This is a genomic window from Sulfitobacter sp. M05 (assembly GCF_029285175.1).
Classification (GTDB): domain Bacteria; phylum Pseudomonadota; class Alphaproteobacteria; order Rhodobacterales; family Rhodobacteraceae; genus Sulfitobacter.
This window is the reverse complement of sequence record NZ_JABEDH010000005.1, coordinates 114,743-126,524: the sequence shown is the minus strand read 5'-3', so window position 1 is coordinate 126,524 and position 11,782 is coordinate 114,743. Positions and strand designations below refer to the sequence as shown.

Genomic DNA, 11,782 nt, shown 5'->3' with positions numbered 1-11,782 from the left:
GTGGCGTAACTCTTGAAAGGACTTCTGATGGATATTCAGACAATCGGCATCGTGGGCGCAGGACAAATGGGTAACGGGATTGCCCATGTGATGGCACTGGCGGGATATGACGTAACGATGAACGACATCAGTGCGGATGCCCTGAAAGCGGCGGTCAATACAATTGAGGGCAACCTGTCGCGGCAGGTCGGACGGGGCAAGATTTCCGAAGACGAGATGAAAGCAGCCATGGGGCGGATTGCCACGACAACTGTGCTGACCGAGCTGGGCCCCAACGATTTGATCATCGAGGCCGCCACCGAGCGCGAGACCATCAAACAGGCGATTTTTGAAGATCTGATCCCGCATCTTAAGCCGGAAACGATTTTAACATCGAACACCTCTTCGATTTCAATCACCCGCCTGGCCAGCCGCACCGACCGGCCCGAGAAATTCATGGGGTTCCACTTCATGAACCCCGTGCCGGTGATGCAACTGGTCGAATTGATCCGCGGCATCGCAACTGATGCACCGACGTTTGACGCTTGCAAGAATGTGGTGGAAAGACTGGGCAAGACATCCGCCTCTGCCGAGGACTTTCCCGCCTTTATCGTAAACCGGATTCTGATGCCGATGATCAACGAAGCGGTCTATACGCTGTATGAGGGCGTGGGGAACGTTCAGTCAATCGACAGTTCATTGAAGCTGGGTGCGAACCATCCAATGGGACCGCTGGAACTGGCGGATTTCATCGGGTTGGATACCTGTCTGGCGATTATGAATGTGTTGCACGACGGTCTTGCAGATACCAAGTACCGGCCCTGCCCGTTGTTGACTAAATACGTCGAGGCCGGCTGGCTGGGGCGCAAATCACAGCGCGGTTTTTACGACTACCGTGGGGACGTGCCGGTTCCGACCCGCTAACGTGGGTATCGAAATATCTAAGGCCGGAAGCATTCCCCAATGCGTCTGGCCCTAGACCTGATGCATCGCGCCTCACCAATGTTCGAAAACGCCATGCCTGACGGAAAACTGGCAGGTCACCATTAAGGTTAAGGTCGCGGGGATGAGGCGCGCGAGAATTCGGCCCACGCAGGCGAGCGGTGGGCGTTGGTGAGTGCGGACAGTATTTAAGGCCAAAAAGAGGGGAGACTGGTGGCTGGTTTAAGGTCAGGCCCCCATGATCCTGCCACGCTGCGTGTTCTCGGGGCATTGGTGCTATGAAATACTTCTGGTTAAAGGCTGGACGCTTTAATCTTTCAGCCCCAAGGTATGCGCCCGCAACCAAGCCATAAAGCCGCGCGGATCATTGGCCCGCTCTTCGATCTCGGACTGCGGTATCGGGTGGCCAACGATCGGCCCCTGAGGTTTGTTGCAGGCGTGGACAATCTCGTGCAGCAACAGGCCCTGACGCAACATCGGGCTGAGCTTATTGGCAATCTGATAAGCGCGGCTGTTTTGCCCGGGGAATTTCATCGGCACCACGGTGGCCCCAGAGCGGCGGATCATCTTGGCGGTGAAGACGTTCCATTCCGCTTCGACGGCCGAGCCCCACCATGTGTCCGAGGCCGCAACAACCCCGGAGGGGAACAGCGCGACAACACCGCCCTCCTTAAGGTGTTTCATCGCATTGGCCCGCATTTCAACGCCTTTGCGTTGCGCGTCGGGGTCATGGGGAAAGGGCACCGGAATCATAAAACTGCCTGCGACCTCGTCGATGGAGGTCAGCAGGGAGCGTGTCAGGATGCGATAATCCGGGCGCACACGGCCAATCAGGTCAGCGAATATCATCCCGTCCACCATGCCATGCGGATGGTTGGCGACCACAACGACGGGGCCTTCTTTTGGGATGCGATCCAGCTGGGCCTGTGGTGTAGTAAGGTCAATACCCATGGTGTCCAGTGCGCCCCGCCAGAAGGCCTGCCCGGTGGGGGCACCGTCGCGTTCGAACTTGCGCACCAGCCGCAGGATCGTCAGCTTGCCAGTCAGCAGCTCAATGGCGCTGATGATGCGCGCTTTGATGGGATCATCGAAAGTAGAGGCATAAGACAGGCTGCTGCGGTCGTATTTCACCGCCGCCGCATCGGTTCCTGTCTGCGCGACACCTGTGTCATCCGTTACCAGCTGTACGTCATTTGCCAAGACAGTCACCCTTTACAGGTCCATATGCGGACGTCAGTCGCCCTCGCCGAACTTATCTGCCACCAGCGCGGTCAATGCCTCGGCCAGAGGCACCTCATCCGGGCCGGAAGTGACAACTTCAATAGTGCTTCCGCAGGCCGCTGCCAACATTAAAAGCCCCATGATGCTGTCACCTGATGCAGACATGCCATCCTTGCTGACCTCGGCACGGGCATCAAATGCCTCCACCACTTCGACCAATTTGGCCGAGGCCCGCGCGTGCAGGCCCTTGATGTTTACAATCTCTAGGGAAATCTGGGTCATTTAATCGTGCCTTTAGGAGGTGCTGACATTCTGGCTGTCGATGTATTTCTTACCCGCCTCAAGAGCGGCGCGCACGGCGTCGGGCACGTCCATCTGGCGTGACTTTGCCAGTTTGATCAGCATCGGCAGATTTGCACCGTAAATGATACGCCGGTTGTCTGGCTGGCAGGCCCGCAAGGATAGGTTGGAAGGGGAGCCGCCGAAAAGATCGGTGACGATGACCACACCAGCCCCTTGATCAACGGCATCAGCAGCGCCGCATATCTCGTCCTGTTTGACGGCGCGGTCATGGTCGGCCTGGATGGCAATGGCCCGCATACCGTTTTGCGACCCCACAACATGTTCAATCGCCGCAAGATATTCCTGCGCTAAACCGCCATGTGCAACAATCACGATACCAATCACATCTGTGCCTTCACTTCGTTCTGCCGATCAAGCTCTCGATGCCTTATTGACACCTGCCAGCCCAACTGTGCAAGCCGCTTTGCGTGATCTTCTGCCAATGTCACAGACCGGTGTTGCCCGCCCGTGCAACCGAAGGCAATGGAAATATTGGATTTGCCTTCCTGTTTATAGGCCGGCAACAAAAGTTCACTGAGCCCGAAAACCTGATCCGCAAAAGCATCAAACCGGGGGTCCTGTCCGACATAGGTCGCCACGCGTGGGTCCAGTCCGTTGGCCGCACGCAGCGCAGGTTCCCAATAGGGATTTCGCAAGAAACGGCAGTCATAGACCATGTCAATCGACCGCGGCAGCCCGCGTTTATAAGAGAAGGATTGCACGGAAATGGTAAGAAAGTGTTGCCCGCCGGGGGAGAACCAATGTTCGACCTCGTTGCGCAGTTCGTGAATGGTCAAACCGGTGGTGTCGATCAATACATCCGCGCGGGCGCGCAGGGGACGCAGCAGATCTTGTTCGCGCTCAATCCCCACAACCGGCGGCCCGCCCCCGGCCAAAGGGTGTCTGCGACGGGTTTCCGAAAAACGCCGTAACAGAACATCCGCCGCACAATCAAGGTAGAGCAGTTCAGCGCTTAGGTCGTCGCGGGCGGCGAGTTGGCCCAGAAGATCAATCAGCGCACTGGACGAGAAATCCCGGGTTCGCGCGTCAATACCCAGCGCAACTGAGCGTTCCTGCCCCGCGCCGTCCAGCAAGGCAGGCAAGAGACGAATTGGCAGGTTGTCGATGGCTTCGAAACCGGCGTCCTCAAGCACCTTGAGAGACGAGGAACGGCCCGCGCCCGAGGGGCCGGTCACCAGCACGATGCGGCGTTTCGGCAAGGGAAACGGGGCGGTGGATGAAGGCGTGAAATCGCTCATACATTGTGACTTATCCCATGGCGCAGGCAATGCAAGACGGCAGCCGGAAAATGTGACCCGGAAGCGCCCCAGAGGCAGGGCAGCGCAGTACCCAGAAAGCTGGTGCTGTGGGGGGCGGGCAGGCGCGCGGTTTCGGATCTGTTCAGATCGACGGCCAGCGTCACCGCGGCCGGGTCTGCCGCTGGAAGACGCAGTATTCCAACGCCCCGCGCCTCGATCAGTCCCGAAATGGCGGGCGGGCAGCGGGCGTGTAGCCTGTTATCGACAAGGTCAAGTGTGGTGCGGTCGTCCGCAAGCAGTTTGGCCCCGAGGGCGACCAATTGCAGGGCCAGCGCCGACTTGCCCGTGCCACTGTCGCCGCAGATCAACAGGGCGCGCCCGTCCAGACAGACGCTGGTTGCATGAATTGTGGTTGAAGGGGCCTGTATCGACATGCCTCAGGTAGGCAGGCCGACCACAAACCGCGCGCCAAGCGGATCAGAGGTGATGTCGGCCTCGGTGGGGCGAATATTTTCGGCCCAAATCACGCCGCCATGGGCCTCTACGATCTGTTTCGAAATCGCCAGACCAAGGCCCGAGTTATTGCCGAAATGCTCATCCGGGCGTTGGGAATAGAACCGTTTGAACACCTTGGCTAAGGATTGTTCGGGAATGCCGGGGCCGGTGTCCTCGACTACCACAAGGACACGGTTTTCCCGTTTACGCGCCCAAACGCGGATCGCATCACCGTCTTCGCAAAAGGAAATCGCATTGGTGATCAAGTTGACAAACACCTGCGCCAGACGCGCCTCCAAGCCCAGCACAGTAATCGGCTCCTCAGGCAAATCGGTGATGAAATCGATACCTTTTTTTCTGGCATCTTCCCCCAGATACTGGCCAAGGTTTGCCACCATATTCAGCAGGTCGAATTCTTCTTCTTCTTCCTTCACCAACTCGGCATCAAGCCGTGACGCGTTGGAAATATCGCTGACTAGGCGGTCTAGGCGGCGCACATCGTGGTCGATGACATCCAACAGTTTTTCGCGTTGGTCGTCGCGTTTCACCATGCGCAACGTCCCCACCGCAGAGCGCAGCGAGGCCAGCGGGTTTTTGATCTCGTGAGACACGTCAGCGGCAAATTGTTCGTTGCCGTCGATCCGGTTGTAAAGCGCGGACACCATGCCGCGCAGAGCCCCGGACAGACGCCCGATTTCATCAGGACGGGCGGTCAGATCGGGGATACGGATACGGCCCGGGTTCACCTTGCGGGCATCCTTGTCACGGCCCAGCTCAGCGGCAGCGGCAAGATCGGCCAGCGGGTTGGCGATGGTCGAGGCCAAGACAAGGCTGAGCCCCACAGAAACAAGGGTTGCGATGACAAACATCTGCAATACACGTTCGCGTTCGCCGCGCACAAGTTTGTCGATTTCGCCAGCAGCCGAGGCAATCGCAACCACACCGATGCTGGTGCCGTTCTGGGTGATCGGGGTCATCACGGTGAAAAGGGTGCCCCCTTCGCCATCAAGTGTTTCCTCGATGCGCGGACCACTTTGCAGGCTTTTGGCGACCAACGGCTTGAATTGCTCGGTCAGCGGCAGGACAGTGCGTGGCTCTGACGCGCCGATCAGACCGGTAAGCTGTTCCCAAATCCAGTTCAGCCCGTCGGTAAGGACAGTGCGGCCGTGGGAACCGGGATCGTCCCATGATCCAAGGGCAAGCTCTCCCTTGGATCGGGCCAGCAGGGTTTCGGATGTGTCATACACAAAAACATCAATGCCACTGCGCAAATCAATGCCATCAAGAACGGCGGCGACGTCAACGCCGGTGGCCAGATCAACGGCTGCGTCCTTTGGCAGCCCGGCCTCAATCACATCCGCGATAAGCTCCGCTTCGGAGACCAGCCCCGCCGCCCGTTGTACGGCCAGGGAATCGCGTGACGAATTCAGATAGAGAATACCCGCCACGAGAATATTCAATGCAATCAGGTTAAAGGTAATGATCTTGCGCGTGAGCGGCGAGCCACGCAGCGAAAACCACCCCCGCCGTTCCCGGCGGACGCGCATTTCATCGGAACCGGTATTGTCCGGCGCGACCCAATCGTCGCCCAGAACAACATCGCCATCCCGCGCTGGTGTGCTTAGATCACGCACAAAATTCCTTTCGGCAATCGCCACCGGATCAGATCACTCTTCGTTGTATCTGTAACCGATACCATAAAGCGTCTCAATTGCGGAGAACTCATCATCCGCTGTGCGCATCTTCTTGCGCAGACGCTTGATATGGCTGTCGATGGTGCGGTCATCCACATAGACCTGATCGTCATAGGCAACGTCCATCAACTGGTCGCGCGACTTAACAAAACCGGGACGTTGGGCAAGCGCCTGCAACAACAGGAATTCAGTGACGGTCAGGGAAACGTCCTTGCCCTTCCATGTCACCGCATGGCGCAGGGGGTCCATCTTGAGATCACCGCGGTCCATCACTTTGGTTTCTTCGGTATCCCCGACCTCGCCGGTCTCGACCGCGTCCTGACGGCGCAGCAATGCGCGGATACGCTCGACCAGCAAACGCTGACTAAACGGCTTCTTGACGTAATCGTCCGCGCCCATCCGCAGCCCCAGCACCTCGTCAATCTCGTCATCCTTGGACGTCAGAAAGATCACCGGCATTGCGGTTTTCTGGCGCAGGCGCTGCAACAAATCCATTCCGTCCATGCGCGGCATCTTGATGTCCAGCACGGCCATGTCGGGCAGCTTTTTGTTGAACGCGTCCAGCGCGGCCTGACCATCGTTGTAAGTTTCCACCTCGAAACCTTCGGCTTCAAGAGTCATCGATACGGACGTCAGGATATTCCTGTCGTCATCCACCAATGCAATTTTTGACATTGCCTGTTTCCTTGTACTGCTCAATATTTGCTTTTTTGTTTTGTGACATTGATCGTCATTTTTCCCTCCCGAATCAATCTCTAACTTCGAATCACTCTGCTTGCCGGACACATTTCCGCCATAATTTGGTTAGGAATGGCTAAATTGCCGCACTTTTCACCGGATTCGACATGCAAGATTGCCGTGACGTCGCGCTCTGACGGCAAAGTTTGGCATGATGGCGCTAACTCCCTCCGCTCGTCTGTTCATTGCGCAAACCCTCGTGCTAAGAGGCGCGATATGGCCCGCAAGGGTCGCGGCCGGGTCGGGCGCTCACGTCTGCTCTGTGCCGTCATATTATGCGCCTACAGGAGAATTTGCATGACATTTGGACGGGTAAACCCGCAGTTCCGCCTTGAAGATCAACAGATCACAGGGCTGGGCGATGTCTATTATAACCTGATGGAGCCAGCGCTGGTCGAGACCGCGCTGAAGCGTGGCGAAGGGACACTTGGTAACGGTGGTGCCTTTCTGGTCACAACCGGCAAGTTCACTGGCCGCTCTCCGAAGGACAAACATGTTGTAAAGACACCCAGCGTGACTGACACGATCTGGTGGGAAAACAACGCCGAAATGTCTCCCGAAGGGTTTGACGCCCTTTATACTGACATGATCGCGCATATGCAGGGCAAAGAGTATTTTGTGCAGGATCTGGTTGGTGGGGCCGACCCGCGTCATGCCATCAACGTCCGCATGGTTACCGAACTGGCGTGGCACGGGCTGTTCATCCGTACAATGTTGCGACGCCCGGAACGCGAAGACCTTGACGATTTCACTGCGGATTTCACCGTGATCAACTGCCCCAGCTTTCAGGCAGACCCGGCAAAACACGATTGCCGGTCCGAAACCGTGATCGCGATGAACTTTGACCGCAAGATGATCCTGATCGGCGGCACCGAATACGCTGGCGAGAACAAGAAGTCGGTCTTTAGCCTGCTGAACTACCTGTTGCCAGAAAAGGGCATCATGCCGATGCATTGCTCTGCCAACCACGCCACGGGCAATCCGGTTGATACGGCCGTGTTCTTTGGCCTGTCCGGCACCGGCAAGACGACCCTGTCGGCGGACCCTAACCGCACCCTGATCGGCGATGACGAACACGGCTGGTCCGACAACGGCACATTCAACTTTGAGGGTGGCTGTTATGCCAAAACAATCAACCTGAGCCGCGAGGCTGAGCCGGAAATTTACGACACCACCAGCAAGTTCGGCACCGTGATCGAGAACATGGTGTTTGATCCAGAAACCAAAGAGCTGGATTTTGACGACGACAGCCTGACCGCAAACATGCGCTGCGCCTACCCGCTGCACTACATTTCCAACGCATCGGAAAAAGCGGTTGGCGGTCACCCCAAGAACATCATCATGCTGACCTGCGATGCCTTTGGCGTCTTGCCCCCCATCGCGCGACTTACACCGGCACAGGCGATGTATCACTTCCTGTCCGGCTTTACCTCCAAGGTTGCCGGCACAGAGCGCGGCGTGACCGAGCCCGAGCCAACATTCTCGACCTGCTTTGGCGCGCCTTTCATGCCACGCCGTCCTGAAGTCTATGGCAACCTGCTGCGCGAAAAGATTGCCCAGCATGGCGCAACCTGCTGGCTGGTCAACACCGGCTGGACCGGCGGGGCCTATGGCACAGGCAGCCGGATGCCGATCAAGGCAACCCGCGCCCTGTTGACCGCCGCCCTTGAGGGTGATCTGGCAGAGGTAACCTATCGCAAGGACGCGAATTTCGGGTTCGAAGTACCGGTCTCCGTGGACGGTGTCGCCGACATCCTGCTTGATCCACGCCGCACCTGGGACAATCCAGAAGCCTATGACCGTCAGGCGGCCAAACTGGTCAGCATGTTCTCTGAGAACTTTGCGCCTTTCATGCCGTTCATCGACGATGATGTGAAATCAGCCGCAATCGGCTAAGACCATCACACCAAAGCAAACGGGGCTGTTGATTTCTCAACGGCCCCGTTTTCGTTTTTACTATGCTGCCTGAAACATCACGTCTTCGACCGGGATATCCAGCAGATAGCGCGCCTCTTCCTGACTGAGATAGGTCAGGAAGGCCTCAAGTGGGTGATCACGCCCGGCGACATGCCAGTGCAGCGTGCCCGGCTCGTTGTGCATGTACCCCATGCGCTCTGCGAAGCCCTTGAAGGCCACCTGACGCAGCATGAAGCCATAGATGTAGTCAGCATTCCAGCGGCGCATAACCTCGTAGAGCCCTGTGCGCGCCAGAACCGTGGACAGGCCAGAGCCGCGATACCGCCCCTCTTCGGGGGCCATCCAGACCTCGCCATGATAGACCACATTACCCAGAATGCGATGCGCTCCCGGGGTCGCACGGTACCGCGAGCGTTCGAAGTCGACGCCGGGGATCGGCGGCGGAAAATCACGGAAGTGGTTCAGCAGATATCCGGCCAGCGTCTTGCCTTTCAGCGGCACCCGTTTGGCCGCTTGTGTGTGAATTAAGTCACCCTCGGCGTTGCGCCCGGTCAGCCAGAACGCGTGATTCTCCTTCAGGTCGAACTGCTCATAGTCGAATGGCGCACCGAGGTTCTGCACCTTGCGCTCGGTTTTGATGATCGCACTGTATTCCTCGAAATTACTACCTATGGTTACCTCAATGCCATGCGCACGCAATATGTCGCGGCTCGTTGCGATAAATGGTGCTGCGTCGCGGGGGAATTGAAGAGTCATTGTTTCGATCCTTTCACAAATGCTGATGAAAGGTTAATTCAATTGCCCAACAATTACCCGACTTTTGACATCATATCGTCAAAATTAACATATGGATGGATTATTTATCATCCAATAACTTTTCAAAAACGGCCTCTTCGGGCGGGAATTCGAATTGTTCTACTGCGTCCAGAACGAAGTCATTTTTCGGATCCAAATCCGCAATATTTACCTCTTGCACCGGCAATACCAATGACATCACCGCCGGTGATCCGTCAGGAAACGAACCGCTAAAAATCAAGCGTTGATAGGCAACTGGGGCCAAATCATCCGAACCGCCCCGCGGCATTCGGGTAAAGACGTGATCAAGGCGTGGCACTTGCGCGGCTTGCACTTCTTCGAAGGCTTCATAAATCAAATTCGAGAATTCGATACCGGCAGGTAATTGACTGATCGGGCGGCCAATACTGGAACGCGCGTAATCCAGCCCAAACCATTTTACATAAACCGACTTTTCCCCGAATTCGACACAGATCCATCCGATATCGGACTGACGGTAAATAATCAGGTAAGGCCGCACGTGAGAAAACCACCGGCTTTCGATTTCGCCACAAGCCATTGTCCAGGCCCGCAAAGTCTCTCGGAGCAGTAATGACGGATCGCTCCACACTTTGCCCAGCGGTTGCTGTTGTTGATAGAAATCCCAATCGCCGACATTCGCCTGCAAGCGCTGCAACACGCCAACGGTCCGGGACTGACCGCTCAACCAGATTTTACCGCGCGCCAGAATATCCTGCGCATCCGGCAGGACACTTTGCCCCAAAGACGTCAGGCTATAGCGCCGCTCCTCAACGAGAAACAATGGCGCGCCCATAGCGGCTTCCAGTTGGGCGATATGTCGGCGCACGGTCTGGCGGGTACTGTCCAATTCCTTGACCGCATGGCTGAGGTTCAGGGTTGCCGCAAGCGTCACAAACGAACGGATCATTTCGAACAACAGCGCTGGCGGCACATCCGAGGCCCGGTCCGCGCCCGAGCTTTTGATTGATGATGAATGATTCATGCAGCGGATTGGTAAACAAATCATCCACTATAGCAACAAAAATACTCCATCTTTGTCCGATAAATTCACTTCTGACGGGAAAATGTATGCAATTGAATATGAGAGCGGATCGGGGGACTACAGTTTCAGATTGTACAACCTGAGGTTCACTATATGTCACACCCTGTCGATATCCACGTTGGTCGTAAGCTCAAACAGATCAGGACACTTAGACGGCTGTCGCAGACTGACGTCGCGCGAAAGCTCAACCTGTCTTTTCAGCAGATCCAGAAATACGAAATCGGATCAAATCGCGTCGCAGCAAGCCGGCTATTCGAACTGGCCCAAATCCTGGACGTGCCGCCATCGTTCTTCTTCGATGGCCTTCACGACAATACCAATGAAGCCCCTGTAAAGGACGCTGGCATGGAGATTGTCACAGCTCTGGCAGCCATCAAAGACGAAGACGTCAAATCACGTATCGTGACCTTCATCGAGGACGTTTCAGGGGTTACCGTCGCCCGCCGCAGCTGACCCCCTAGAACACGGCCCGCCTGATCAGGTTGGCCCCGGCGAGCAACAGCACAAACAGCGTCGCCCGCTTGAACACCGCCTGATCAATACGGTCGACCACCCTGCCTCCTGCCCACATGCCCAGAACGGCAGGTAGGATAAGCAATATGGAAAAGGGGATCGTCTCGGCGCGTAACACGCCGGACGTCAGATGCGCACCGAACAGCGCCACGGCCCCTGCTCCATAAATCACCCCCTGCACCCGTAGCTGGTCCGCTTTGGGGGTACCAAGCGCCGTCAGGTACATCACCGTGGGCGGCCCCCATACACCGGACAGCCCGCCGATCACCCCGGCGAGCCCCCCCACCAACGCCTCTATGGCGGCATGGCGGCGGGCCAGTGAGAACCCGATACCGGCCAATTGCAGCGCAGCATAGGCAAAGGCCGGCACACCAATCGCTATCAGCAACACATCTTCGGGCACCACACGCACCAATTGCGCCGCAATCACCAGCGTGATGCCCCCGGATATCAAGAACACACGGTAGGCCTTGACCGATGCCCATGCCGCCTGTGGCCCATGGCGCAGGGATTGCATGGCATTGGTCACCAACGTCGGAATGATCAGCCCTGCCAGCGCAATTTCAGGCGGCAGGAACAAGGTCAGGCCCGAAATTAGAATCAGCGGCTGCGCGAAACCGACCACACCTTTGACGAATCCCGCCACAAAAGCGATACAAAGAGCCAGCAGCAGGGCGATTGTTGTCAAAAAGGGAAAAGTGGATTCCATGCCCCTCCTTAACACCTCAGTTTTTTGCTGCACCTCGAAATTCACTGCGAAACTTTCGAACAAAATGACGCAGCAAAACGTATCTTTGTTGTGCTGCACCTGCGAAGGCGCTATT

The 11,782-nt window shown here is 56.9% G+C and carries 13 protein-coding genes; 3 read left to right on the top strand and 10 right to left on the bottom strand.

The genetic code is table 11. The features are described 5' to 3' along the window. The first annotated feature begins 27 nt into the window (after positions 1-27). Complete coding sequence (locus HKX44_RS17235; protein WP_276152604.1) at positions 28-903, top strand: 3-hydroxybutyryl-CoA dehydrogenase; 876 nt, start codon at positions 28-30, stop codon at positions 901-903. A gap of 327 nt (positions 904-1,230) precedes the next feature. Here HKX44_RS17235 and HKX44_RS17230 read toward each other — a convergent pair whose 3' ends face one another. From HKX44_RS17230 to HKX44_RS17200, 7 genes are read right to left on the bottom strand one after another with little or no spacing between them, the layout of a single operon-like run. Beyond that, positions 1,231-2,103: a lysophospholipid acyltransferase family protein gene (locus tag HKX44_RS17230; RefSeq protein ID WP_276152641.1), complete on the bottom strand. Its 873-nt coding sequence runs from the start codon at positions 2,101-2,103 to the stop codon at positions 1,231-1,233. Positions 2,104-2,154: 51 nt separating this feature from the next. Beyond that, complete coding sequence (locus tag HKX44_RS17225) at positions 2,155-2,424, bottom strand: HPr family phosphocarrier protein (RefSeq protein ID WP_276152603.1); 270 nt, start codon at positions 2,422-2,424, stop codon at positions 2,155-2,157. A 12-nt stretch (positions 2,425-2,436) separates the two neighbouring features. After that, on the bottom strand, positions 2,437-2,829 hold the full coding sequence (locus HKX44_RS17220) for a PTS fructose transporter subunit IIA (RefSeq protein ID WP_276152602.1): 393 nt from the start codon (positions 2,827-2,829) through the stop codon (positions 2,437-2,439). Then, positions 2,826-3,743 carry an RNase adapter RapZ gene (rapZ, locus tag HKX44_RS17215; protein WP_276152601.1) on the bottom strand — a complete coding sequence of 306 codons (918 nt, stop codon included), beginning with the start codon at positions 3,741-3,743 and terminating at the stop codon, positions 2,826-2,828. The genes HKX44_RS17220 and rapZ overlap by 4 nt, the downstream gene beginning before the upstream one ends. Beyond that, positions 3,740-4,177, bottom strand: coding sequence for a serine kinase (locus HKX44_RS17210; RefSeq protein ID WP_276152600.1), 438 nt, complete (start codon positions 4,175-4,177; stop codon positions 3,740-3,742). Before HKX44_RS17210 ends, rapZ begins: the two co-directional genes overlap by 4 nt. Before the next feature lie 3 nt (positions 4,178-4,180). Beyond that, positions 4,181-5,872 carry a sensor histidine kinase gene (locus HKX44_RS17205; protein WP_276152599.1) on the bottom strand — a complete coding sequence of 564 codons (1,692 nt, stop codon included), beginning with the start codon at positions 5,870-5,872 and terminating at the stop codon, positions 4,181-4,183. Between the two features lie 33 nt (positions 5,873-5,905). Continuing rightward, positions 5,906-6,607, bottom strand: a complete 702-nt coding sequence (locus tag HKX44_RS17200) for a response regulator transcription factor (protein ID WP_025043520.1) — start codon at positions 6,605-6,607, stop codon at positions 5,906-5,908. A 360-nt stretch (positions 6,608-6,967) separates the two neighbouring features. Between HKX44_RS17200 and HKX44_RS17195 the strand changes: the two genes are divergently transcribed. After that, positions 6,968-8,566, top strand: coding sequence for a phosphoenolpyruvate carboxykinase (locus HKX44_RS17195; protein ID WP_276152598.1), 1,599 nt, complete (start codon positions 6,968-6,970; stop codon positions 8,564-8,566). A 60-nt stretch (positions 8,567-8,626) separates the two neighbouring features. Here HKX44_RS17195 and HKX44_RS17190 read toward each other — a convergent pair whose 3' ends face one another. Both HKX44_RS17190 and HKX44_RS17185 read right to left on the bottom strand, forming a co-directional pair. Further along, on the bottom strand, positions 8,627-9,343 hold the full coding sequence (locus HKX44_RS17190) for a hypothetical protein (protein ID WP_276152597.1): 717 nt from the start codon (positions 9,341-9,343) through the stop codon (positions 8,627-8,629). 100 nt (positions 9,344-9,443) lie between these two features. Then, the gene (locus tag HKX44_RS17185) at positions 9,444-10,385 is read right to left on the bottom strand and encodes a LysR family transcriptional regulator (protein ID WP_276152596.1); all 942 of its coding nucleotides are present in this window, start codon (positions 10,383-10,385) and stop codon (positions 9,444-9,446) included. Positions 10,386-10,538: 153 nt separating this feature from the next. On the opposite strand from HKX44_RS17185, the gene HKX44_RS17180 reads away from it, so the two are divergent. Beyond that, entirely contained in the window at positions 10,539-10,898 is a 360-nt protein-coding gene (locus HKX44_RS17180) for a helix-turn-helix transcriptional regulator (RefSeq protein ID WP_276152595.1), read from the top strand. A 4-nt stretch (positions 10,899-10,902) separates the two neighbouring features. Here HKX44_RS17180 and HKX44_RS17175 read toward each other — a convergent pair whose 3' ends face one another. Further along, complete coding sequence (locus tag HKX44_RS17175) at positions 10,903-11,667, bottom strand: sulfite exporter TauE/SafE family protein (RefSeq protein WP_276152594.1); 765 nt, start codon at positions 11,665-11,667, stop codon at positions 10,903-10,905. Between the last annotated feature and the right edge of the window lie 115 nt (positions 11,668-11,782).

Coding starts and splice junctions, on each gene's coding strand:
- HKX44_RS17235 (WP_276152604.1), top strand. CDS start 28: ATGGATATTCAGACAATCGGCATCGTGGGCGCAGGACAAATGGGTAAC.
- HKX44_RS17225 (WP_276152603.1), bottom strand. CDS start 2,424: ATGACCCAGATTTCCCTAGAGATTGTAAACATCAAGGGCCTGCACGCG.
- rapZ (WP_276152601.1), bottom strand. CDS start 3,743: ATGAGCGATTTCACGCCTTCATCCACCGCCCCGTTTCCCTTGCCGAAA.
- HKX44_RS17210 (WP_276152600.1), bottom strand. CDS start 4,177: ATGTCGATACAGGCCCCTTCAACCACAATTCATGCAACCAGCGTCTGT.
- HKX44_RS17200 (WP_025043520.1), bottom strand. CDS start 6,607: ATGTCAAAAATTGCATTGGTGGATGACGACAGGAATATCCTGACGTCC.
- HKX44_RS17195 (WP_276152598.1), top strand. CDS start 6,968: ATGACATTTGGACGGGTAAACCCGCAGTTCCGCCTTGAAGATCAACAG.
- HKX44_RS17190 (WP_276152597.1), bottom strand. CDS start 9,343: ATGACTCTTCAATTCCCCCGCGACGCAGCACCATTTATCGCAACGAGC.
- HKX44_RS17185 (WP_276152596.1), bottom strand. CDS start 10,385: ATGAATCATTCATCATCAATCAAAAGCTCGGGCGCGGACCGGGCCTCG.
- HKX44_RS17180 (WP_276152595.1), top strand. CDS start 10,539: ATGTCACACCCTGTCGATATCCACGTTGGTCGTAAGCTCAAACAGATC.
- HKX44_RS17175 (WP_276152594.1), bottom strand. CDS start 11,667: ATGGAATCCACTTTTCCCTTTTTGACAACAATCGCCCTGCTGCTGGCT.